Here is a 21,777-nt window from a genome sequence, read left to right on the forward strand (position 1 = left end):
CGAGCAGGTTCAAATCCAATTGCATGTGAGTAATCCTAGCCGTGCTTGACATGCATTTTAAGTTAATGAAGGGGCGGGCGTTAGATGCTGGCGACTTTGCCGCAGCGGGCGCACGGCTTCTTGGCACGTCGGCCGGCGCAGCGCGGACACAGCCGCCCCTCCGGTCCGGTGCGGGTGGGAAGAGGGTCGGTCCGTCCGCAGTCACCACAGGCCACCAGGGCGACCTTGTCACCGTGGCCGACGCGGTGAGCGCGGCCAGCAAACGCACCACACAGGTCGGGCAGTCAGCACTGGGCAGGCTCAGGGCATCGGGCCTGTCGGATAGATAGCGCACCAGGCGGAAGGCGTTCGCACCACGCCATGCCCGGGCTTCCTCCGCCGCGGCCCGCGCCTGTTCGGGGGCCAGGGATTCGCCCACCGCTGACCGCAGCAGCGCGACGATCTGCTCCTGGGCGGCAGCGAGTTCGGCGCGTAAGCGGAGCTGGTCCGGCGTCAGCGGCCTCACGGCTGACCCGGCCGCCGGATCGTGGTCCGCCGCTCCTTCAGCGGCAGTGGCTCGGCCTGTCCGTCCGCGGTCTTCCTGACCTGGGCGTTGACCACCTTCGGCTTGATGAGATCGTTCGGCGTGCACCCAAAGATGTCGCACAGCGCGACCAAGCTGTCCATACTCATCCGCTGGGGCGGTTGCGTCACCAAGCGGTAGACCTGCTCGCGCGACAGAGTCACGCCTCGTTCCGCCAGGAGCGGCACCAGGTCTGAGGTCTGGAACATCTGGTGCTCGGCCATCGTGGCCCGCAGACACCACTCGTAGCCCATCTTCTTGATCATTTAAGGTCCCAGTCGTCACCCAGCCGGCGCTTCAGCGAAGCCTCCAGGAGCTGGTTCCGGTACTCGTCAGAGACACCCATGTAGATGGCCGTCGTAGAAGCGTGGCTGTGGCCCACCTGCTCTTGAACAAAGCGAGCAGGGTAGCCGAACTCGGTCAGATGCGTGATGTAACTGTGGCGCAGACAGTGCAGGTCGAGGTCTTCGTCAAGGCCGGCGTCCTGGCGTGCCGTCACGAATGCCTCGTTGACCGAGCGGGGAGACATCCGGCCAGCCCGCTCGGTCACCCACAAGGCCGGGTGCCGGCCCGGCGAGAGCCGCGGGCGAATCTCGTGCACCCACTCGTCGAGGACGTCGACCACCCAATCCATCTCCGGGACCAGAAGCACGGTCCGTCGCTTCGGCGGCGCCCCCTTGGAGGACTTGCCGTACCGGACGGTCATGCTGCCGGCGGTCCCGAACTGCGGTGCCTTCCTGTGACGTCGCAGATCCACCAGGTCGACCTTCGAGGACTCGGTCCGCCGGGTGCCGTAGGCGTAGATCGTCTTGAGCGCGGCAGCATCGCGTAGCGCGGTGATCGTGCCCTTGCGGCCTTGCCCGTGAATGCGTCGAGGCCGGGCATTGGCGGCGTCGAACAGCGCCTGGACCTCGTCGTAGGTCAGAGGCCGGCGCCGGGGATCACCCTCATACTCCACCGAGTGCAGGACAGAGTTGCCTTCATGGAAGATCACCTGCGGTGACAGGCCGAACCGTTCCTAGCAGGTCTCGACCCACCCGTACCGACGGTCCAGCAGGTACTCCATGAACAGCTCGATGACCACCTCGTAAGACCGGGCCGTAGACAACTGGATCGGCCTGGCCCCGCTGCGAAGGTGGACGATGAACGCCTCGCCATCGGCGGGAGTCCACTGCCACGGGTACAACCCCGTGAACTCCTCGAACCGTTGGATCAGACGCAGCCGGGGCTGGATCGTCGAATCCTGGAGAAACCGCGCGGACTGCTGCCGAGCCCATCCGTCCTTCATTGCACAAGAAACCGCTGGCTCCGGGTTCAGAAGGACAACGTTCGGGGCCAGGGCAAGACGCACCGAACCGGGTGCCTCAGCGACCATGGCCGCCGTTGTATCAAACGCATCATTCCGTCCTCGCTCCGACTCAGGTCACTGGATTCCGGTGGCTCTGGTCACCACGCATTGATGACCGGCGCGTCGGGTTCGTGCTGCCGCCAGGCCTCGTTGAGGCGCGCGAGCCGGTCCGCGGCGGCGATGCCGCGCAGGGACGCGACCTTGCCGTCGCTGACTTCGAACGCCACGGCGCCCACGACCCGGTCGTCGACCACGGCGAGGACGGCCGGGGAGCCGTTGACCAGCGCGATGTGGAACGCGGGGGAGCCGCCGGCCAGCCGCCGCTTCGCCGGAGTGGGCTTGAAGCCGGCCCGCACGTAGGAGGCGACGCGCTCGCGCGTCTTGTACCGCAACAGCCGCCTGGCCAGTCCGGCGCCGTCCGAGACCGCGGTCGCGTCGGCGGTGAGCATCGCCACCAGCCGTTCGGTGCGCCCCGACGTGGCGGCGGCGAGGAACTCCTCGACGATCCGGCGCGCGGACGCCGGGTCCACCTCGTCGCCGCCGCGGCGCTCGGCGGCGACCCGGCGTCGGGCCCGGTGGACATGCTGCTGGCTCGCGGACTCGGTGATGTCGAGGATCCCGGCGATCTCGGCGTGGGGGTACGAGAAGGCCTCGCGCAGGACGTAAGCGGCCCGCTCGACCGGCGAGAGGCGCTCCATGAGGGTCAGTACGGCCAAGGACACCGATTCGCGCTGCTCGAAGGTATCGGCAGGGCCGAGCATCGGGTCGCCCTCGAGGAGTGGCTCGGGCAGCCAGTCTCCGACAGCGCGCTCATGGCGCGCCTGCGCCGAGCGGAGCCGGTCGAGGCAGAGATTGGTGACGACCTTGGTCAGCCAGGCCTCCGGCGCCTCGATACGTTCCCGGTCCGCGGCCTGCCAGCGCAGGAACGCGTCCTGCACGGCGTCCTCGGCGTCGGCCGCCGAGCCGAGCAGACGGTACGCGAGCGAGGCCAGCCGGCCCCGGCTGGCCTCGAACCGATCGATGGCTGCGCTGTCCATGCGGAGCAGCCTATGCGGCGGCCCTCACACCGGCCCGGTCAGGCGTGGTGGCCAGGCGGCGCTTGCGCTTCGGCATGCCGAAGGTCGGGTGGGCGATGGCCCACCCGGCCCCCTTGAGCACGCCCGACTTGAGCCGCGTGGCGGTCCGGCCGCCCAGGTACCAGGACTTCGACCGGACGTCCCCGTCCACCATCTGGAAGATCGCGTCCCGCCGCCCGAGGCTGATGTGGTTGCCGTAGTACTTCAGCCCGGTGGTCGGAACCTTGCTGCCCGTCAGGCGCGCGATGATCGCGGCGGTCGCCTGCATGTTGGTGTAGCCGGCCGAGGCGCAGGACATCGGCAGCGGCCGGCCGTTCTCGCCGATCGCGTAGGCGCAGTCACCGGCGGCGTAGACGTCCGGGTGCGAGACCGAGCGCATGGTGCGGTCGACGACGATCTGGCCGGTCTCGGCGACCTCCAGGCCGCTGGCGGCCGCGATGGGGTGCACGGCGAACCCGGCCGACCACACGGTCACGTCGGCCGGGATGGACGTACCGTCGGCGGCGATCGCCCGTGTCGGCTCGACGGCTTCGATGCCGGTGTGCTCGTGGACGGTGATGCCGAGCCGGTCGAAGGCCTGGCGCAGGTGACGGCGGGCCTTCGGGGAGAGCCAGGCGCCCAGCTCGCCGCGGGCGGCGAGCGCGACCGAGAGGTCGGGCCGGGACTCGGCGAACTCGGTGGCGGTCTCGATGCCGGTCAGCCCCTCACCGACGACCAGCACGGTGCCGCCCTCGCCCAGGCCGGCCAGGCGCTCGCGCAGACGCAGCGCCGAGGACCGGCCGGTCACATCGAAGGCGTACTCGGCCACGCCGGGGACGCCATGGTGGGCTACGGAGCTGCCGAGCGCGTAGAGAAGCGTGTCGTACGCGAGCTCGCCATCGCCGTCCTCGCCGGTCACGGCGACGGTCCTGCGCTCGGGGTCGACGCCGGTGACGCGCGCCAGGCGCAGCCGCACCCCGGTGCCCTCGAATACGTCGGCGAGCTTGCGGAACGCGAGGTCCTGGCCGATCGCGAGCTGGTGGAGCCGCATCCGCTCAACGAAGTCGGGCACGGCGTTGACGACGGTGATCTCGGTGTCGGCGGGGGAGAGCCGGCGGGCCAGGTTTCCGGCGGCGAAGGCCCCGGCATATCCGGCGCCGAGTACGACGATGCGGTGCTTCATGGCGTTGCTCCTGTCTCGTTCGCGTGCCCCTTGAACGAGACGGCGCCCCGATTGCTGACAGGAGCCGGGTGTGACGCGGGTCACCGAACTAAGACGAGCGGCTGAGCCTCCGACAGACGCTTGGGCCTGTCTTGGGCAGTCGAAACGGGGCGATGGCCAACTACGGATCGAGATGGCCAACTATCGGTCGGCGTCACATCCGCGACACGCCCCAGAAGCTGCGGTTCGAACACTTGCGCTAATACCGGGGTATGGTGGATACCTAAAGAGGTGCAGGCCGGGCAGGGGGTGCGCGAGCGACAGGAGGTGCGGGCGATGGATTTACCCACTTGCACACCGCCTCCGGTTACTCCGCCCGCTACGGCGCTTCCCACCCCAAGGACCTGGTGGCCCGGGCCGCAGAGCGCGGCATGAGCGCGCTCGCGCTCACCGACCGCGACTGCGTCACCGGGACGATCCGCTTCGTGAAGGCCTGCGCCGCCCACGGCGTACGGCCAATCCTCGGTGGCGACCTCGCCGTCTCCGCCGACCCTGGCCGGCGACGCCGTACGCCGGTGAGGGGCGGCGCGCACGTCGTCGAGCCTCGTCTGCGGGTCACCCTGCTCGCCCAGACGAAGGAGGGCTGGGCACGGCTGTGCCGACTCGTGTCCGCCGCGCACGCCGCGGCCGCGGGCGGCCCCCGCTGCTGTCCCTGTCCTCGCTCGCGGAGCACGCCGGACCGGGCCTGGTCGTGCTGCTCGGCCCGATGTCCGAACCGGTGCGTGCCCTCGCCGCGGGCCGCCCGGATGTCGCCGAGCAGCTGCTCGCCCCGTGGCGCGCGCTGTTCGGCGAGAGGCTGCGCCTGGAGTGCGTGTACTACGGCCTCGCCGGCACCGGTCCCGGGTCACTGCGGCTGGCGGCGCGCACCCTGCTGGCCGACCGTACCGGCGTCGCGGCGGTGGTGACCAACGCCGTCCGGTATGCCGACGCCGCCCAATACCGGCTCGCGGACGTGCTGGACGCGGCCCGGCTGCTGCGGCCGATTCCCTTCCGCCGCCCGGGCCGACTCGACCCGGGCGAGCGATGGTTGAAGGACCCCGCGGCCATGACCGAGATCTCCGGGCAGATCGCGCACGCCGCCGGCATGGGCCCGCAGCGCGCGGCCCGGCTGCTCGCGGAGACCGCGGCGACTGCCGCGTCCTGCATGCTCGATCCGGTGGCCGACCTCCAACTCGGGGTGCCGCACTTGACCATGCTTCCGGCGCCCGAGCCGCGCGTGGCAACCCGGATCCCCAGTGCCCGCGCGTCCGCCACGACCGGCGCGACCGCCAGGAAGTACGCCTCGAACCTCAGGCGGCCGATCACCTCCAGCTCGTAGTCCAGCTGCCGTACCGCCTGCTCGTCCGTATCCAGGCCGCGGGCGATCATCCCCGCCTCGCAGCGCTGGCGCAGCAGCCGCATCGCCGAGCCGGGCTCGGGGCCGGCTCCCACGACGGACGGCTCGGGAAAGGCGTCAGAGCGGCTTGATGCGGGCCTTGAGCAGGCAGAACTCATTGCCCTCGGGGTCGGCCAGAACATGCCACTGCTCGTCCCCGGTCTGGCCGATGTCGGCCCGGCGGGCACCGAGCTTCAGGAGGCGTTCGAACTCGGCGTCCTGGTCGCGGTCGGTGGGGTTGACGTCGATGTGCAGCCGGGACTTCCCCGGCTCCGGCTCGTCCCGGACGCTGAAGAAGATCGTGGGCTGCGGACCGCCGAACCCTTCCGGCGTCCCGATCTCCACGCAGCCCTCCTCGCGTCCGACCACGACGTAGCCCAGGACCTCGCACCAGAACTGCGCCAACAGTTCGGGGTCGCGGCAACCGAGCACAAGCTCACCGATACGACATGCCATAAAGAAACCTGCTCTCAGTCGGCGGGCCGCCGGGGCCACGCGCGCAGCTCATGGGCTCTCAGCAGCGAAAACAACTACGCGACCGTACCGGACGAGGCAAGCATGGGAAAGATTTTTTCCGTGCCGAGAACCTGTCGGGGAGGCCGGGCACGGCAGTTGGCCGGGCGGTCGACGTCGAGCGCGGGATGGGTCGGGTAACCCGCCTGTCGGCCGGTCGTTCTGTTCGGTGTGGGGCGGGGTGATCTTTCTGATGACGATGGCCGACGTGCGGAGGAGCTGGTGCGGCACCGGCGGCTGCCCGATGCGCGATACCGGCGGAAGTGGGACGGCGCAGAGGAAGTCCGCGCGGCCGCCATCGACTTCCGTCGCAACGCCTTTGGACTTCCCCCGGCCGGGTCCAGGATGGGAACGGAGATCACGGAGGGGGAGGGCGTGCAGCTGACCATCGACACCCAGACCGACACCTACGAGCAGGCGATCGCGGCCGTGCAGGCCGCGTACGGGCTCAACCCCGCGGCCGTGGCGAGCGGTTGGGCGGACGCCCCCACTGCCGCGCCCCGCCCAGGCCCGGAGACCCTGAGCGGCGACGTCCTCTGGGAGGACTGGACGGACCGGCTGCTGTTCGACACCGTCGCGTCTGTGATGCCCGGCGCCCGGGCCGTGCTGCGCCGCCTGGTCGAAGTGGGCGGCACAGCCACCTTCGACGAAGTCAAGGAGCACTTCGCCAGCCATCCCACGGTGCCGATCGAGCCGAAGAAGATCGGCGGGACCCTGACCAGCATCCGCGCGGTGCGGCGCAGAATCGGCCCGGACAACCGGACCAACCTGCTGGAGCGCGACGACCGCCGACGCATCTACCGGATCGAGCCCGCCCTCCTGGAGGGCCTCAAGAGGGCCTTCGACCTCGCCGAAGCCCGCCCCGACCTTCTGCGTCAGGAACCAGTCGGCCCATGACCAGCCGGGGACGCAACCCGGCCGGGCTGCGCTCGCTGTGCGTGCGCGGAGCTAGTGAGCCGGTCTTGAGTCGTCTCGTCGCCACGTGAGTCGTGTTCCGTTTCAGATCATGGCTTCGGCGGTGACGGGACTGGTTGGCTGCGGTCTGCTGTGGGAATGGGTGACAGCAGGCTTGAGCCGCTGGAGTTATCCGATGCCGAGCGGCGCAGGTTGCAGGGCTGGGCGCGGCGCCGGGCGACGGCTCAGGGCCTGGCGTTACGGGCACGGATCGTGCTGGCCTGCGCGGACGGCGGCAGCAACACCGCGGTTGCCGCGCGGCTGGGCGTCAACCGGGGCACGGTGACCAAGTGGCGGGCGAGGTTCCTGCGAGCCCGGCTGGACGGCCTGAACGACGAACCGCGGCCCGGGGTGCCGCGCACTATCACCGACGCCCAGGTCGAAGAGGTGGTGGTACGCACTCTGGAAGAGGTCCCGGAAGGCGCCACGCACTGGTCGAAGCGGGAGCTGGCCAGGCGGGTGGGGATCTCACCGACCAGCGTGCACCGCATCTGGCGGGCCTTCGGGCTGCAGCCCTGGAGGACAGAGGACTTCAAGATCTCCCCGGACCCGCTGCTGATCGACAAGATCCGGGATGTGGTGGGCCTGTATCTGGCGCCGCCGGCGAACGCGGCGGTGTTCGCGGTGGACGAGAAACCGCAGATCCAGGCCCTGGAGCGGACCGCGCCGGTGCTGCCCATGGTGCCCGGGACGCCCGAGCGGCGCAGCTTCGACTATGTCCGGCACGGCACGGTGGATCTGTTCGCCGCGTTGAACACCGCTACCGGAAAAGTGATCGGGAGGCTGTCCGCGCAGCACCGGGCGGTGGACTTCCGCGACTTCCTTGACGAGATCGACCGCCAGACCGATCCGCGCCTGGCGGTCCACGTCATCTGCGACAACCTCTCCGCCCACAAGGCGCCCGTGGTGCACCGATGGCTGCTGCAACACCCCGCGCTTCCACCTGCACTTCACCCCGACCTACTCATCGTGGATCAACCAGGTCGAGCGGTGGTTCGCCGAGTTGGAACGACGCTGCCTGGAACGGGGCGTTTCCTGCTCCCTCGACGACCTGAAAACCTCACTAGAGGACTGGATCAAGATCTGGAACAGCAACGCCAAGCCGTTCAAGTGGACCAAGACCGCCGACCAGATCATCGACCGCATCTGCCGCTATTGCTCATGCATCTCCGGACCAGCTCACTAGGCGACGTCCGGCCTGCCGAGCTGCAGATCGTGGGCCGGACGCCAGACTTCACGGGGGCGGGACGCGGTGGGTGCGGTTCCGGCCCGGGCGAGGTGCGCTCGGCCACCCGGGTGCCCGAGCCCTGGCGTGCGGTGAGCCAGCCCTCGGCCACCAGGTCGGCGTACGCGTCGGCGACCGTGTTGCGCGCGATGCCCAGGTCGGCGGCGAGCGTGCGGGAGGAGGGCAGCCGGGTGCCGGGCGCCAGCCGCCCGGAGCGGACCGCTTCCCGCAGCGCCTTCGTCAGCCCTTTGCGCAGGCCCGGCCCGGTCGGCTCGACATGCAGGTCGAACCTCAGAGTGGCCCAAGGTTTCGCCATGGAAATGGACCATACTCCTGGGCTGCTCCGCTCCTAAGGTCGGAGACATGACGACGAGCGACTAGCAGTCCGGCCGGCGCTGTGCAGATCGGCCGGCCGCGTCCTATCAGCCCCGCCGAGGGGATGCCGAACAGGCTTTCCATTCCTGCAATATTTCCACCAAAGAGACAAATGTCCGAGGAGACAATTCCCATGAAAGCGATCGTGGTGACGGACCGGGCTGCGGGAACGGCCGGGATGACGCTGGTGGAGCGGCCCGAGCCGCAGGCAGCGATCAACGATGTCGTCGTTCAGATTCATGCGTCGGGATTCGTCCCGACCGAGATGGCGTGGCCCTCGACCTGGACCGATCGCCTTGACCGTGACCGAACACCGTCGATCCCTGGGCACGAGCTGGCCGGAGTGGTCACCGCCCTCGGCTATGGCACGACGGGACTGTCGGTGGGACAGCGGGTGTTCGGCCTCACGGACTGGACTCGCGACGGCACCCTGGCCGAGTACGCGGCCGTCGAGGCACGCAACCTCGCGCCGCTGCCGGGCGACGTCGACTTCACGGTGGGCGCGAGCCTGCCGATCTCGGGCCTGACTGCGTGGCAGGGACTGTTCGAGCACGGCCGACTTCAGGCGGGGCAGAGCGTGCTCGTGCACGGTGCGGCCGGCGCAGTCGGGTCGATGGTGACGCAGCTCGCACGTGAGTTCGGTGCGTACGTCATCGGCACCGGACGCGCTGCCGACCGTCAGACGGTGCTCGACTTCGGCGCGAAGGAGTTCGTCGACCTTGAGAACGACGCCCTGGAAGAGGTCGGCAGCGTCGATCTGGTGTTCGATGGCATCGGCGGCGACATCGGGAAGCGGTCCGCAGGCCTGATTCGGGCCGGAGGAACGCTGGTGTCCATCGTGGGGCCGCCGGAGGCGCGGCCCGCCGACGGCCTGGCGGTCGACTTCGTCGTCGAGTCCGATCGTGCCCAACTGAGTGAGATCGTGCGGCGGGTGCAGGACGGACGACTGCGGACGAACATCGGCAACGTCTCGACCCTCGACGATGCCGTCGCCGCCCTCAATCCGACCGAGCGACGCAAGGGGAAGACGATCATCCGCGTTCGTCTGTGAGGACTCGGGGACAGTGACCGGTCCTCCCCTCCTCGTGGATCAGCGTCAGATACGTGTCAGGTCGGGCGACTCGTACCGGAACACGTCATCGGACTGGTCCGCTATCTGGCGCGCACCCCGCGTAACCACGGCCAGCTGCCGCCCGACAGCGATCGTCGGACGGCAGGTCGGCACGACCAGGCTGGCATTCCCCGAGCAACTGGTGGAGATCGAGCTCGTCGACAAGATCTAGCCAGCTAAAGCGTGTTGCACAAGGCTGTGTTCGGGCAGGTCAGGCCCGTGAGTGGGGTCGTCTGCTCATGACGCTAGGGCGAGGTTGTGCATGTGGGCGACGGCCTGAACCGCGTGATGGAGGCCGTCGCGGCGTGGAACACGTCATCGGCCGGATGAAGAACTACAAGATCCTCCGCGATTGCCGCCGGTCCCCGCCACCCATGTCCACGTCGGTCATCGGCGCAACTCCCGTCTCGCGTACGGTGCGGCGCCGTCTGGTCCGGCGCCGCGCGTACGACGAAGCGCAGCAGCCGGCCCCGACCAGATGACCGACCACGAAGGCCCGACCACGGTCACGGTGCGACAACACCGCCCCCGGCCGTGCCGACAACCCCGCCGACGTCCCCTCCGACAGCCGCCCGTCCGTTCTCGGGCCCGGTCTGCATACACGCAGGTCGCCACGCTGGTCCGGCCGTGGTCGCCAGCCCGACATCCCCTCTACGCCACCCACGCCCGCCTCGAACACCAGGAGAACCGCTGCGCGGCCTGCTGGAAGCCAGTATCACCGAGAACATCGTCACCGCCGTGCACGTCATCATCAACCGCATCGATCCGCAGTCCGTGGACGCGCCCGCCTCGGCCGTCTCCTACGCCCGCCGCCTCGCCCAGTGTGACGTCCCGCTCTCGGCGCTGCTGCGCGCCTACCGTCTCGGCCATGCGCAGAGCCTGGACCTGGTCCTCGGCGAGGCGGCCCGATTGGGGTTACCCGACCCGGTCGGTACCGTCATCGCCCTGGTCAGCCTGACCTCGGCCTACCTGGACCAGGTCTGCGACCAGGTAGGCCGCGCCTATGAGCAGGAACGCGAACGCTGGGTGGGCACCCGCGGCATGCTGCGCCAGCACTGGGTCAAGCAGCTCCTCGACAACCCCAAGGTCGATGTGCGGCAGGCCGAGGCCGCCCTCGACTACCGGTTGTCCGGCAGCCATCTGGCTGTCGAGGGCTGGCTCCACGGCACCGCGGCGACCACCGACCCCACCACGGTCTTCGACCGACTGACCTCACTGCTGTACACCGTGCTGCGCGCCCAGGGTCGCCCCCTGCTGGTGCACACCGACGAGGCCGATGCCCGGATCTGGCTTGCCGTCAGGCCCGAGTGGCCCGTGGACCCCGACACGGTCGCCGCCGAACTGGCCGACGCCGCCCTACCGGTGCGGGTCGCCCTCGGCATCGTCCGCCCGGGACTCGACGGCTTCCGCCGCAGCACCCGCGCCGCCGCCCGCGCCAAAGCCCTCACCCTCTCCGCGGGACCGAACACCCCCCACGCGGTCGCCTTCGCCCGCGTCGCACCCGTCGCCCTCCTGGTCGACGAGCCCCGCGAACTGGCCGACTTCGTCTTTGACACCCTTGGCGACCTCGCCGTCGACGACCCCCGCCGTGAACTCCTCCGCGAGACGCTCCGCGTCTTCCTCGCCACCAATCGCAGCTACACCGCCACCGCGGACCAGCTGATGGTCCACCGCAACACCGTCCACTACCGCGTCCAGCGGGCCGTCGACCACTATCACCTCGACCTCGACGCCAACGCCTTCGACCTCCACTTCGCTCTCAACGTCTGCCGCTGGCAAGGGGCGAAGGTGCTACGCCGCAAGCGAGGATGACCGCGCGCACCGCAACCACGACGATCCGCCTCGCGTGACAACCGGGCACTCGCCCTGCCGTGCCCCCCACGGCCGCAGCGGACGGAGCCGGGGAGCCGCAGCCGACATACCGTGAGCGCATTGCTCGCTGACGCTCGGTGAGGATGCGTCAGACAGGCTCCGGTGCCGGGCTCGGGATCCTGCCGGGCACCGTGGCGTGGCCGCACCCCTGTGAGCGCTCGCACGGGCCGCTCCGTCCGGCCGCTGCTCCTGAGCCGGGGGCTACTCCTGTCCGGCGACCGCCATCTCTCCGAGGAGCGACCAGCCGTCCTGCGGAATGGTCACGTTCACGATGCGCGGTGTCTCGACCAGATGGGGCGGCAGCGTCTGCTGCGCAGCCTTGAAGTGCGCGGACTGCACATGCGTGACCGCGGCTTCTTCGTCGCGGAAGGCTTCGACCAGGACGTACTCCGTCGGGTCCGCCACGCTGCGCGACCAGTCGAACCACAGACAGCCGGGCTCGGCGCGCGTGGCCCGGGTGAAGTCAGCGGTGATCTCGGGCCAGCGGTCGGCGTGCGCGGGACGGACTCGGAACTTGGCGGTAATGAAGATCATGGGATTCCTTCGCTGATGTCTGTGCGTCGTCTCCGCCGCGTGTGGCGCGGCGGAGGGGAAACGGTCGCCCGGTCGGCGCGGAGCATCCACCTGCATCAAACAGGCGTTGCGTACGGCACGGGCGGGGCGACGATCCGATCCGCGGGCGGGAGGGGCTCTGCTTGCTTTCCGGCCGCGGCACGAGGACTCATGGCGACACGACATGATCGGACGACGTCGGCTTGCCGTCGCCGGCTCGCCGATCTCACGACACCGGACGCGTGGCGGCATTGCGCCGCACGGCCGCGGCGCCCCACGTGCCGCGGGCATGCCCGACGGATCGTTACGACCGGAGTACCAACTGACCGTCCGCGTAGGGAAGGACCTTGGGGCGCGGCAGGTGCACCAGGACCTCCTCGCCCGCCGGAACTCCCTCCTCCCGAGGCGTCTTGGCCCTGACGAGCTGCCCGGCGACCTCGACTTCAAGCACGCGCTGCGCGCCGTGGTCCCTGACGCCCCGCAGCCTGCCGGGGAAGGTGTTGGGGCCGGGGTCCGTGACGACCTTGACGTACTCGGGCCGGACGCCGACCTGGACCTCGGTCGTACGCTGCGGGATGTCCCAGGCAACGGACAGCGTCCGGCCACCCAGCGCGAAGGGCCCGTCGCCCCGGTCCACGGTCAGGAAGTTCATCGCCGGTGAGCCGATGAAGTAGCCGACGTAGGTGGACGAGGGCGCCTCGAAGAGCTGCTCCGGGGTGCCCTGCTGCACGGCACGGCCGTCCTTCATGACCAGCACTTCCTGTGCGAAGCTCATCGCCTCGTACTGGTCGTGCGTCACATAGATCACCGTGGGCCTGAACTGCTCGGTGATCTCACGGATCTTGCGCCGCAGCGAGTGCTTCAGCTGTGGGTCGATGACGGTGAGCGGCTCGTCCATCAATACGGCCGCCACGTCGTCACGGACCAGGCCGCGGCCCAGTGAGATCAGCTGCTTGTCGTCGGCGGTGAGGCCGCGCGCGGGGTGCCTAAGCCGGTCGTGCAGGTCGAGGGCCTCGGCGACCTGCTGGACCTTGGCGTCGATCCTCGCCCTGTCCCAGCGGCGGCACTGCAGGGGGAAGGCGAGGTTCTCGTAGACCGTCATCGACTTGTAGATGACGGGGAACTGGAAGACCTGGGCGATGTTGCGGGCCTTCGTGGGCAGGGCGGTGACGTCGACGCCGTCGAACAGCACCCGTCCCTGGGATGGTCTGACCAGGCCGGACAGGATGTTCAGCAGCGTCGTCTTGCCGCAGCCCGAGGGGCCAACCAGCGCATACGTTTTGCCCGACTCGAAGGTCAGCTTCAGCGGCTTGAGAGCCCACCGCTCCTCCTCGACACCCGGCGCGTACGCGTGCCCGACGTCGACGATGTCCAACTGCGCCATATCAACGCCCTTCCACTGAAGCGAGATCGTATGAAGGTGTTCGCACGAGCGTCCCCTGCTCGTCGAAGGCGAACAGCCGGTCGGGACGGAGCCGAAGTTTGACCAGGTCGCCGAGGGCGACGTCGTGGATGCCCTCGATCTGCACGACGAAGGGGGTCTCACCGACGACCACATGGACGAAGGTCTCGGAGCCGGAGATCTCGACGAACGTGACCTCGCCCCCGACCCCGCTGGAGGCCAGGCTGACGTCGGTGGCGCGCAGGCCGAACTGGTAGGCGCCGTCGGGCAGGTTGGCGAGGTGTGCGGAGACGTGCGTGGCCTGGAAGCCGGCCACCGTGACCTGGCCGCCCTCGATCCGGCCCGCGAAGATGTTCATGGGCGGGTCGTTGATGATGGACGCCACCGTGGTGGTCGCCGGGCGTTCGAAGACCTCCTGCGGGGTGCCGGTCTGGAGGATCCGCCCCTCGTGCATGACCAGGACCACGTCCCCGAGCATCATCGCTTCGGCGGGTTCGGTGGTCGTGTAGATGACGATCGTGTCGCCCTGGTCCGAGAAGAGGGCCTTGAACTCGTCGCGCAGCTGTTCGCGCAACTTGTAGTCCAGGTTCGCCAGTGGCTCGTCGAGCAGGAGGATGCCGGTACCGCGGGCCAGGGCGCGAGCCATCGCGACGCGCTGCTGCTGGCCGCCGGAGAGTTGGGAGGGCTTGCGCTTCTCGAAGTCCGCAAGCCCCACGCTCGCCAGGCTCTGCCGGACCCGTCGCTGGATCTCGTCCCGTGACAGCCCGGCCCGCTTCAGCGGGAAGGCCACGTTGTTGTACACATTGAGATGCGGGTAGTTGATGAACTGCTGGTAGACCATGGCGGTGTCGCGCCGCCACACCGGCGTCTTCAGGAAGTCGGCTCCCGCCCGGGTCAGCGAGCCGGAGTCCACTTTCTGCAGGCCGGCCAGGGCCCGTAGCAGCGTCGTCTTCCCGGCCATCGTCCGGCCGATGACGGTGTGGAGCCGTCCCGGCTGGAAGGTGGCGGTCACGTTCTTGAGGTGCTCGACGCCGTCGACGGTCAGGCACAGATCAGTGGCGCTGAGGTTCATCGGACCGCTCCCGACAGGTTCCCCTTGGACAGTAGGCGCTCCACCCAGAGGGCGAGCAGGATCAGCGGTGCCACGCCGAAGAGCGCGGCGGCGGACAGCGTCCACCACGGTGGAATGGAGGAGTTGAGGGCGACGACCGCCTGGGGCAGGGTCTGGACCTCGGTGAAGGTCAGCCGGAAGGCGAAGAAGAAGTCGTTCCAGCCGAACACGGCGCAGAACATCGCCGCCACGGTCAGCCCGGGCAGGGAGTTCGGCAGGATCGCCCGCACGAAGGTCTGGAACGGGGGGCAGCCGTCCAGCATCGCCATCTCGTCGATCTCCCGGGGGATGCCGTTGAAGAAGTCCACCATCACCCAGACCGCGATGGGCAGCAGCAGCGCGACCGTCACGATGACCAGGCCCGGGATGCTGTCCAGGAGGCCACCCCACTGCAGGAGGTAGAAGAAGGGGATCACCAGGACGACGGGCGGCATGATCCGTTGGGAGACGAAGAAGAAGACGATGTCGCTGTTCTTGATGAAGCCCAGCTTGAACCGGTACCGGGACAGCGCGTAGGCGGCCAGGGACCCCAGGGCCAGGCTGATGGCGGACGCGGCGATGGTGATGACGGCGCTGTTGACGAAGGGCTGGATCACATCGATACCGCCGGCTCCGCCGAAGATGTTGCGCCAGCCGGTGAGGGTGGGCTTGTACTGCACCCAGGGGAGGTAGGTGGGACCGCCCTGGACGGCGTTGGCGTTCTTGAAGCTGGTCGTCATTGCCCAGAAGAACGGTCCCGCGACGAAGCAGGCCCACAGGGCGATCACGGTGTACTTGAATACGGGATAAAGGCGCGACCTCATGAGTCCCCCTTCAGCTTGAAGGCCCTGGTGAGCAGGGCGGCGATGACCGTGAGCGTGACGATCATCAGGACGAGGTAGGTCAGGGACATCGCCCCGCCGTAGCCGGTCTGCTGATCGCGGAGCCCCTGGATGTAGAGGTAGTAACCCGGGGTCTCCGTGGAGGACCCCGGCCCGCCGGACGTCAGTACGTAGACGCTGTCCGAGAGCTTGGACGCCTCGATCAGCCGGATGATGACCGCCGCGACCGAGACCGGTGCCATCAGCGGGAAGGTCACCTTCCAGAAGGTGCGCCAGGTGCCGGCGCCGTCGATCGCGGCGGCCATGAACGGTTCCTTGGGAAGGCTGAGCAGGCCGGCCAGCAGCAACAGGAACATGAAGGGGGTCCACTGCCAGACCTCGACGGTCATCAGCGCGACCAGCGCCGGACCGGACTCGGTGAGCCAGGGAATTTTCGTCAAGCCCAGCATCCCCAGCAGATCGTTCGCCGGCCCCAGTGACTCATGGAAGATCGTCTGCCAGATGGCGGCCATCACCACGGGCGTGGTCATCATGGGGACGAGAAAGAGCACCCGCCAGAATCTGCGGCCGCGTGCCTCGCGCCAGACCAGCAGGGCCATACCGAACCCGATGACGTACTGGATCAGGACCGTGCCGCCCGCCAGCAGGATCAGCCGGGTGATGGAGGCCCAGAAGCGGCTGTCGTGCAGCATCGCGGTGTAGTTGGCGCCTCCGATGAAGTCCATCTGAGGGTTGCTGACGTTCCAGCCGGAGAAGCTGACGCGGATGGTGAACAGAAGCGGGAAAATGATGATCAGAAAGAGCGTGAGCAGTCCCGGCAGCAGGAACATGCTCTTGTGCCGGCGCAGGCCGTCCATGGTTCTCCTTGCGGAAGGGGGCGGGCGCCCCCGGGTGGCCGGCCGGTCCGGTCCGGCCACCCGGGGCGTCCTGCGGTCGGATCAGGAGTTGTCCTCAAGCGCGACCACGTTGCGATAGGCGCTTTGGACCTTGTCCTTGCCGATCTGGCCGGTGATCTTGGACCATTCCTTGGCCACGTCGTCCAGTGCCTGCTGGGGGGAGCTCTGTCCCGCCAGAGCCGCGGCGACACCGTTGGCCAGCGCGGACATGTACTGGTTGACACCGGGAACGCGCAGGTCGAAGACGCGGTTGGTGCTCTTCTCCATGCCGGAGAGCGTGTGCACGTACGACTTGGCTGCCTTCGGGTCCCAGCCCAGCCTCTCCCAGAAGTTCGGGTCGAAGTGGGAGTAGCGGTAGGGGTTGACGCCGAACCGGCCGATGGTCAGGTCGAGGGCGGTGTTGGCCTCGTTGCTGAAGAAGCACAGGTAGTCAAAGGCCATCTGCCGGTGGCGCGAGGCCTTGGCCACCGCCGAAGTCCAGCCCCAGGTGAAGTAGGGAGCCTGGTTCGCCTTCGTGTCCCACGACTTGGTGGTGCGGTTGTAGACCTCGCTGGATCCGGGCAGTGGCGCCGCCTGCACCTTGTTGCGGATCCTGCTGTCGGGCTGCTGGGCCTGGATGAAGGCGTCGTCCCACGAGTACGACATCAGCGTCTGGCCGCCGCCGAAGGAGAAGATCTCGTCTCCCAGGCCGAAGTTGGCGCCACCGGGTGCCCAGGTCGACTTGGCCTTCACCATGTCGTCCAGGGCGCGGACGAAGCCGGGCGTGTTGATCAGCGGCTTCATGGTCTCAAGGTCGAAGAAGACACCGCCCTTGACGTCCGGGTTCTTCACATACGGCGCCGCCCGGCTGATGAAGGCGGAGAACGTCAGGTCGTCGCGCTTGGTCACCTCGGCACTGCCGTAGTTGCGCTTGCCGTCGCCATCGAAGTCCTTGCCGCTGAAGAACTTGGCGACGTCCTGGTATTCGGCCCAGGTCTTCGGAACTCTCAGCTCCTTGCCCGTGGCCGCCTTGTAGGCCGCCTGCTGCTTGGGGTCGTTCAGCACGTCGGTGCGGACCTTGAGGTAGTGCCGGTCCCCGTCCATGGGGTACTGCACGACCTTCCCGTTCCAAGTCGCCACGTCCCTATAGGTACCCGTGACGTCCTTCATGCCGGGAGTGTCCAGATACTTCTTCGGCACCGGCGCGAGGTACGGGGCCATGTCGCCGATCCACAGCGAGGGGTAGAACATCACGTCGTAGGCGGGCTGGCCCGCCTGCAGGGGCGTGAGGATTTTCTGGTGCAGCTCGCCGAAGGGGATGTTGACCACCTCGACCTTCCCGCCGGTGATGTCCTCGAACTGCTTGGCGTGCAGCTGGGTCGGCTCGCCGATGACCGGGACGGCATGGCTGATGATCTTCAGCGTCTGCCCGGAGTAGTCCTTCCGGCTGATCGCCTCATAGCTGCACGGCCCCGGGAAGTCCTCCACCTTGGTGTCCGGGTAGTCCTTGCCGTACTTCTTGTAGCTGATCGCCGAGTTGAGCTTGAAGAGCGGGGCCTTCTCCTTCGGCTTGTCCTGTGCCTGGTTCGGGGCGGTGCACGCGGTGGCGGTCAGGGCCGCGACGGCCGCGACGGCGGCGAACCGCTTGTAGGGTCTCGTACGCATGGAACTGCTCCTTGGACGTGTCAGGGGATCAAGATCGCTCGGCCGCGTACGGCCCCGGTGTCCAGGTCGTCGAGGGCCTGCCGGAAGGAGGCGAGGGGGTACCGCTGGGTGTGCAGGGTGACCTTGCCCTGGGCCGCCAGGACCATCAGCTCGGAGAGGTCGTTGTAGGACCCCACGAGGTTGCCGATGAAGTTGATCTCCGTGGAGATGACGTCGATCGTCGGAACGCGGAGGTGGCCGCCGTAGCCGATGACGTAGTAGTTGCCGTTGCGGCGCAGGCAGGCCACGCCCGTCTCGACGGCGCCCCCCTCACCGACGAAGTCCAGGACGGCCTCCGCCCCGTGCCCTGCGGTGAGTTCCCGTACGCGTTCGGCCTCGCTTCCGTCCGCGACGAGCGTGTGGTCGGCGCCCAGTTCCTTGGCCAGCGCGAGGGCCTCCGGGCTGCGGTCGATGACGATCATCTCGACCGGCGACAGGGCCCGCAGCACCTGGATGCCGATGTGTCCGAGTCCGCCGGCGCCTATGACCACGGCCTTGTCACCGGGCCGCAGCACCCGGGCCGCCTTGGCGACGGCGTGGTACGCCGTGAGCCCGGCGTCCGCCAGGGCCGCCACCGAGGCCGGCTCGAGGGACGGGTCGAGAGGCACGACCGAGCGGGCGGTGGTCTTCAGGTACTCGGCGTAGCCCCCCTCGGTGTCGATCCCGGGAAAGGCCGAGTTCATGCAGTGCACGTCGTCGCCGGCCCGGCAGGCGCGGCACAGACCGCAGGTCACCAGCGGGTGCAGGATGACCGGGTCGCCGACCTCGACATGGGTGACGGCCTCCCCGACCGCCGCGACCCAGCCGGCGTTCTCGTGACCGATCGTGTACGGGAGGGCGACCCCGCTCTTTTCCTTCCACTGTCCTTCGAGGATGTGCAGATCGGTCCGGCAGACCCCGGCGCCCCCGATCTTCACGATCACATCCAGCGGACCGGTGATCTGCGGGTCCGGCACGTCCACGAGCACGGGCGGCTCGTCGTACTCGATGACCTGCACGGCTTTCATAGCGGCTCCCTGCGAGTCGGCGGGTGGGTGGTGCGCCGATTACACAGGCCGCCGATCGCAGGTCGATGTCTCAGAATCCGTCCGCGAATGTCTCAATGTGATACACGCCGTAGGCGCCACGCCGTCGAGCTGGTCCAATCACTGCACCGAGGGATTGTGACGCGCGCCGTACGGGAGTGTTAATGCCCCGCCAACAACCCGGAAGCTCACTGAGAGCAGCCAAAGAGCTCTACCTGGAAGTCACCAAGGAGCCAAGCGCCCGGCCGCTCGTGGTCGCCTCGTGGCAACGCTCGATCGAATACAAGGTGAAGTCGGGCAGCCTTGACGCTCCCTACCTGGAGAACCCCAATCTGGACACCCCCCTCGCCAGGGCGGCGCTGCCGATCCTGGACAGGCTGCACAAGCAGCTCGCCGACGACCCGGTGTCCACGATGATCACAGACCGGGACGGCGTGGTGCTCTCCCGGAAGGTGTCCCACGAGGGTCTGACGACGAACCTCAACCGTGTGCATCTGGCCCCCGGGCATGTGTTCGCCGAGCGCTATGTGGGCACCAACGGCATTGGGACCGCGCTGGCCAGCGGCCGCCCGGTCATGATCGCCGGAAGGCAGCACTACGTCGAGGATCTGCGGAACTTCCACTGCGCGGCCGTACCGATCCTGCATCCCACCCGGCGCACCCTGCTGGGAGCCTTCAACCTCACTACCATCCGTCAGGGCTCCGACGGCATGCTGATGGCCTTCGCCCGCTCGGTCGCCGCCCAGATCGAGAGCGAGATCGCGGCGATCAGCTCGCGGCGCGAACGGGCCCTGTTCCAGGACTACATGGAGGCGTGCTCCTCGGTGCGCCCGGGACCCGTGCTGGCCCTCAACCGCGATGTCGTCATGATGAACGAGCAGCTCAGGGCGGCGGTGACCGGGCCGGATCACTATGCGCTGCTCGACCATGCCCGTGAGATCGCCGACGACCGCCGGTTGGAGGGGACGCGCAGCATCGCCCTGCCCTCGGGACGGGTCGCCGAACTCAGGGTCAGTCGCTGTCGGCGCGAGGACAGCGACGCGGGCACCATCCTCCGAGTCCGGCTGATCGGACGCTCCCAGCCCGGCCCTGCAGTTTCCGCCACACCTGCCCGGCCGGTCCTGGGACTGGTGGGCTCGTCCCCGCAGTGGCTGCGCGCGGTCGCCGACAGCGAAGCGGCGTTCGTGGCCGGGACGTGGCTTCATCTCCTGGGCGAAGTCGGCGTCGGCAAGAGGACGCTGGTCGAGGCCCTGCACCGGGCCCATGGCGCCGGACGCCGGCTGGAAATGGCGGAACCGCCGCTGTCGGATTCGGCGGCCGTCACCGAGCGCTGGCTGCACGACGTCGGAGAGCTGCTTGCCGTGCCGTCCAGGGTGCTCGTCCTGCGCGACGTCCACTTGTTGGGTGACCAGCTGCGGCAGCGGCTGGGGAGCCTGTTGACGCACCTGGACGGCACCGCCACGGGGCAATTGGTGATGACCAGCCAGCCGTCGATGGTCAGCACAGACGACCAGCCGGACCAGTTCTGCGGTGCCACGGTGGAGGTGCCGCCCCTGCGCCATCGCTATGGGGACATCGAGCACCTGGCGCGGTTGTTCCTGCGCAAGTACCGGCCGAGCGGGGAGAGCGCGTTCTCCCCGGATGCGCTGGCCCTGCTCCAGCGATGCCCCTGGCCGGAGAACGTCCGGCAGCTCGAGTCGGTGATCCGCGGCCTGGCGCGGCGGCCTTCCGGCCGGATGATCCACGTGGAGGACCTGCCGCCGGAATGCCGGGTGTCCTCGCACAAGGTCCTGACCACCATCGAGGCGCTGGAACGCGACGCCATTCTGCGTGGGTTGATGGACCGCAACTCCAACGTCCAGCGCACCGCGCAGCACCTCGGGATCTCCCGCGCCACGATGTACCGCAAGATGCGCCGTTACGGGATCGTCCCGTCGAGCCTGACCTGACGAGCCGCCGCCGGCACGGCTGGGATCACCGCAGCCGACCGTTCCCTGCCGTACCGGAGACGTTGGTGTACGACGAGGGGCCGGTGCTCCAGGTGGTCATGGGTGACGAAGGGTGCCAGAGCTTCTCAGACCATGGCGCGCCGCTCGCCGTCCGTCCATCACGAGGTCCAGGAGTGGGGTGGCGCGCGGCTGCCAGTCCCCGTCGGGTCGATCTGCGACAGGCCAGCGATGGTGGGGTCTGCTTGCGCGGTGCCGTCAGGTCCTCCCGCAGCATGGCGTCGATCCATGCCTTGGCCGGCTCCAGGACCGTCGCCCGCGGTTTCGGGGCTTTCCTCGGCGCAGGCAACGCCGATTCCAGCGCCTGCTTGATGGTCCGGCGGTGAACGCCGCACTTCTCCGCCAGCGCGCGCTGCGAAAGCCCTGGATCAAGACGCTTGTCCCGACAGATGCTCGCAAACAGACCGACGCGCGACAAACCCACCCCGGCCTCCGACACGACCGTGACCAAACGCCACGGCCCCGACATGACCGTGATCGCCCAGATCCAGGCGTTCACCCCGTCGACGCGGGCCTTCAGCCCCGGTGCGTCGGCCTCGACCGTGTAGTGCAAGCAGTCGGGGTCATCGCGCACGGGGTCGGACAGCCGCACGCACACAGCCCGGTTGATGCTGCAGCGGATACTCACCGTCTGTGGCTGGTCGGGGGCGGCACCTTGGGAGTTCACGC

General features: G+C 68.7%; 17 protein-coding genes and 5 pseudogenes. 7 read left to right on the plus strand and 15 right to left on the minus strand.

The window, feature by feature from the left end; genetic code table 11:
• Positions 1-501: 501 nt before the first annotated feature.
• The 4 genes and pseudogenes from ACFY0T_RS48540 to ACFY0T_RS48555 all read right to left on the minus strand — a co-directional run bounded on the left by ACFY0T_RS48540 (position 502) and on the right by ACFY0T_RS48555 (position 4,148).
• On the minus strand, positions 502-828 hold the full coding sequence (locus ACFY0T_RS48540; protein WP_388885188.1) for a helix-turn-helix domain-containing protein: 327 nt from the start codon (positions 826-828) through the stop codon (positions 502-504).
• Positions 825-1,850, minus strand: a pseudogene (locus tag ACFY0T_RS48545) (tyrosine-type recombinase/integrase). The gene ACFY0T_RS48540 and the pseudogene ACFY0T_RS48545 overlap by 4 nt, the downstream one beginning before the upstream one ends.
• Before the next feature lie 158 nt (positions 1,851-2,008).
• Positions 2,009-2,947, minus strand: coding sequence for a sigma-70 family RNA polymerase sigma factor (locus tag ACFY0T_RS48550; RefSeq protein WP_388885190.1), 939 nt, complete (start codon positions 2,945-2,947; stop codon positions 2,009-2,011).
• Positions 2,948-2,957: 10 nt separating this feature from the next.
• A complete protein-coding gene (locus ACFY0T_RS48555) occupies positions 2,958-4,148 on the minus strand; it encodes an NAD(P)/FAD-dependent oxidoreductase (RefSeq protein ID WP_388885192.1) in 1,191 nt (396 codons plus the stop codon).
• 329 nt (positions 4,149-4,477) lie between these two features.
• On the opposite strand from ACFY0T_RS48555, the pseudogene ACFY0T_RS48560 reads away from it, so the two are divergent.
• Positions 4,478-5,424 (plus strand): annotated as a pseudogene (locus ACFY0T_RS48560) (PHP domain-containing protein); the annotation flags it as partial.
• Positions 5,425-5,432: 8 nt separating this feature from the next.
• Here ACFY0T_RS48560 and ACFY0T_RS48565 read toward each other — a convergent pair.
• Positions 5,433-5,705 (minus strand): annotated as a pseudogene (locus tag ACFY0T_RS48565) (hypothetical protein); the annotation flags it as partial.
• On the minus strand, positions 5,641-6,018 hold the full coding sequence (locus ACFY0T_RS48570) for a VOC family protein (RefSeq protein WP_388885194.1): 378 nt from the start codon (positions 6,016-6,018) through the stop codon (positions 5,641-5,643). The pseudogene ACFY0T_RS48565 and the gene ACFY0T_RS48570, both read right to left, overlap by 65 nt.
• 432 nt (positions 6,019-6,450) lie before the next feature.
• Here ACFY0T_RS48570 and ACFY0T_RS48575 point away from each other — a divergent pair, with 432 nt between their 5' ends.
• The gene (locus ACFY0T_RS48575; protein ID WP_388885196.1) at positions 6,451-6,972 is read left to right on the plus strand and encodes a hypothetical protein; all 522 of its coding nucleotides are present in this window, start codon (positions 6,451-6,453) and stop codon (positions 6,970-6,972) included.
• A gap of 156 nt (positions 6,973-7,128) precedes the next feature.
• Positions 7,129-8,215 (plus strand): annotated as a pseudogene (locus tag ACFY0T_RS48580) (IS630 family transposase).
• On the opposite strand, the pseudogene ACFY0T_RS48585 reads toward ACFY0T_RS48580, so the two are convergent.
• Positions 8,215-8,570: pseudogene (locus ACFY0T_RS48585) on the minus strand (GntR family transcriptional regulator); the annotation flags it as partial. The pseudogenes ACFY0T_RS48580 and ACFY0T_RS48585 overlap by 1 nt on opposite strands.
• Positions 8,571-8,762: 192 nt before the next feature.
• Between ACFY0T_RS48585 and ACFY0T_RS48590 the strand changes: the two are divergent.
• The 3 genes from ACFY0T_RS48590 to ACFY0T_RS48600 all read left to right on the plus strand — a co-directional run bounded on the left by ACFY0T_RS48590 (position 8,763) and on the right by ACFY0T_RS48600 (position 11,552).
• Positions 8,763-9,680, plus strand: coding sequence for an NADP-dependent oxidoreductase (locus ACFY0T_RS48590; RefSeq protein WP_388885241.1), 918 nt, complete (start codon positions 8,763-8,765; stop codon positions 9,678-9,680).
• A gap of 365 nt (positions 9,681-10,045) precedes the next feature.
• Positions 10,046-10,222: a hypothetical protein gene (locus ACFY0T_RS48595; protein ID WP_388885198.1), complete on the plus strand. Its 177-nt coding sequence runs from the start codon at positions 10,046-10,048 to the stop codon at positions 10,220-10,222.
• Between the two features lie 256 nt (positions 10,223-10,478).
• Positions 10,479-11,552, plus strand: a complete 1,074-nt coding sequence (locus ACFY0T_RS48600) for a PucR family transcriptional regulator (RefSeq protein WP_388885200.1) — start codon at positions 10,479-10,481, stop codon at positions 11,550-11,552.
• Between the two features lie 261 nt (positions 11,553-11,813).
• Here ACFY0T_RS48600 and ACFY0T_RS48605 read toward each other — a convergent pair whose 3' ends face one another.
• From ACFY0T_RS48605 to ACFY0T_RS48635, 7 genes are all read right to left on the minus strand, one after another.
• On the minus strand, positions 11,814-12,146 hold the full coding sequence (locus ACFY0T_RS48605; protein ID WP_388885202.1) for a putative quinol monooxygenase: 333 nt from the start codon (positions 12,144-12,146) through the stop codon (positions 11,814-11,816).
• A gap of 322 nt (positions 12,147-12,468) precedes the next feature.
• On the minus strand, positions 12,469-13,548 hold the full coding sequence (locus ACFY0T_RS48610) for an ABC transporter ATP-binding protein (protein ID WP_388885204.1): 1,080 nt from the start codon (positions 13,546-13,548) through the stop codon (positions 12,469-12,471).
• Between the two features lies 1 nt (position 13,549).
• Positions 13,550-14,638, minus strand: a complete 1,089-nt coding sequence (locus ACFY0T_RS48615; protein ID WP_388885206.1) for an ABC transporter ATP-binding protein — start codon at positions 14,636-14,638, stop codon at positions 13,550-13,552.
• Positions 14,635-15,480 (minus strand): carbohydrate ABC transporter permease, encoded by an 846-nt coding sequence (locus ACFY0T_RS48620; protein WP_388885208.1) that lies wholly within the window; start codon positions 15,478-15,480, stop codon positions 14,635-14,637. The genes ACFY0T_RS48615 and ACFY0T_RS48620 overlap by 4 nt, the downstream gene beginning before the upstream one ends.
• The gene (locus ACFY0T_RS48625; protein WP_388885210.1) at positions 15,477-16,355 is read right to left on the minus strand and encodes a carbohydrate ABC transporter permease; all 879 of its coding nucleotides are present in this window, start codon (positions 16,353-16,355) and stop codon (positions 15,477-15,479) included. The genes ACFY0T_RS48620 and ACFY0T_RS48625 overlap by 4 nt, the downstream gene beginning before the upstream one ends.
• An 81-nt stretch (positions 16,356-16,436) precedes the next feature.
• Entirely contained in the window at positions 16,437-18,038 is a 1,602-nt protein-coding gene (locus ACFY0T_RS48630; protein ID WP_388885212.1) for an extracellular solute-binding protein, read from the minus strand.
• Between the two features lie 20 nt (positions 18,039-18,058).
• Positions 18,059-19,084 (minus strand): NAD(P)-dependent alcohol dehydrogenase, encoded by a 1,026-nt coding sequence (locus ACFY0T_RS48635; RefSeq protein WP_388885214.1) that lies wholly within the window; start codon positions 19,082-19,084, stop codon positions 18,059-18,061.
• 182 nt (positions 19,085-19,266) lie between these two features.
• On the opposite strand from ACFY0T_RS48635, the gene ACFY0T_RS48640 reads away from it, so the two are divergent.
• The gene (locus ACFY0T_RS48640; protein ID WP_388885216.1) at positions 19,267-21,051 is read left to right on the plus strand and encodes a sigma-54-dependent Fis family transcriptional regulator; all 1,785 of its coding nucleotides are present in this window, start codon (positions 19,267-19,269) and stop codon (positions 21,049-21,051) included.
• Positions 21,052-21,076: 25 nt separating this feature from the next.
• On the opposite strand, the gene ACFY0T_RS48645 is transcribed toward ACFY0T_RS48640, so the two are convergent.
• Positions 21,077-21,775, minus strand: a complete 699-nt coding sequence (locus ACFY0T_RS48645; protein ID WP_388885218.1) for a DUF6228 family protein — start codon at positions 21,773-21,775, stop codon at positions 21,077-21,079.
• Positions 21,776-21,777: the final 2 nt, after the last annotated feature.

Source organism: Streptomyces sp. NPDC001530, assembly GCF_042894545.1.
GTDB lineage: Bacteria > Actinomycetota > Actinomycetes > Streptomycetales > Streptomycetaceae > Streptomyces.

What these genes read in the sequence shown, in the direction of transcription:
- ACFY0T_RS48540 (WP_388885188.1), bottom strand. Translation starts at nt 828, where the DNA reads ATGATCAAGAAGATGGGCTACGAGTGGTGTCTGCGGGCCACGATGGCC.
- ACFY0T_RS48550 (WP_388885190.1), bottom strand. Translation starts at nt 2,947, where the DNA reads ATGGACAGCGCAGCCATCGATCGGTTCGAGGCCAGCCGGGGCCGGCTG.
- ACFY0T_RS48555 (WP_388885192.1), bottom strand. Translation starts at nt 4,148, where the DNA reads ATGAAGCACCGCATCGTCGTACTCGGCGCCGGATATGCCGGGGCCTTC.
- ACFY0T_RS48570 (WP_388885194.1), bottom strand. Translation starts at nt 6,018, where the DNA reads ATGGCATGTCGTATCGGTGAGCTTGTGCTCGGTTGCCGCGACCCCGAA.
- ACFY0T_RS48590 (WP_388885241.1), top strand. Translation starts at nt 8,763, where the DNA reads ATGAAAGCGATCGTGGTGACGGACCGGGCTGCGGGAACGGCCGGGATG.
- ACFY0T_RS48605 (WP_388885202.1), bottom strand. Translation starts at nt 12,146, where the DNA reads ATGATCTTCATTACCGCCAAGTTCCGAGTCCGTCCCGCGCACGCCGAC.
- ACFY0T_RS48610 (WP_388885204.1), bottom strand. Translation starts at nt 13,548, where the DNA reads ATGGCGCAGTTGGACATCGTCGACGTCGGGCACGCGTACGCGCCGGGT.
- ACFY0T_RS48615 (WP_388885206.1), bottom strand. Translation starts at nt 14,638, where the DNA reads ATGAACCTCAGCGCCACTGATCTGTGCCTGACCGTCGACGGCGTCGAG.
- ACFY0T_RS48620 (WP_388885208.1), bottom strand. Translation starts at nt 15,480, where the DNA reads ATGAGGTCGCGCCTTTATCCCGTATTCAAGTACACCGTGATCGCCCTG.
- ACFY0T_RS48625 (WP_388885210.1), bottom strand. Translation starts at nt 16,355, where the DNA reads ATGGACGGCCTGCGCCGGCACAAGAGCATGTTCCTGCTGCCGGGACTG.
- ACFY0T_RS48630 (WP_388885212.1), bottom strand. Translation starts at nt 18,038, where the DNA reads ATGCGTACGAGACCCTACAAGCGGTTCGCCGCCGTCGCGGCCGTCGCG.
- ACFY0T_RS48635 (WP_388885214.1), bottom strand. Translation starts at nt 19,084, where the DNA reads ATGAAAGCCGTGCAGGTCATCGAGTACGACGAGCCGCCCGTGCTCGTG.
- ACFY0T_RS48640 (WP_388885216.1), top strand. Translation starts at nt 19,267, where the DNA reads ATGCCCCGCCAACAACCCGGAAGCTCACTGAGAGCAGCCAAAGAGCTC.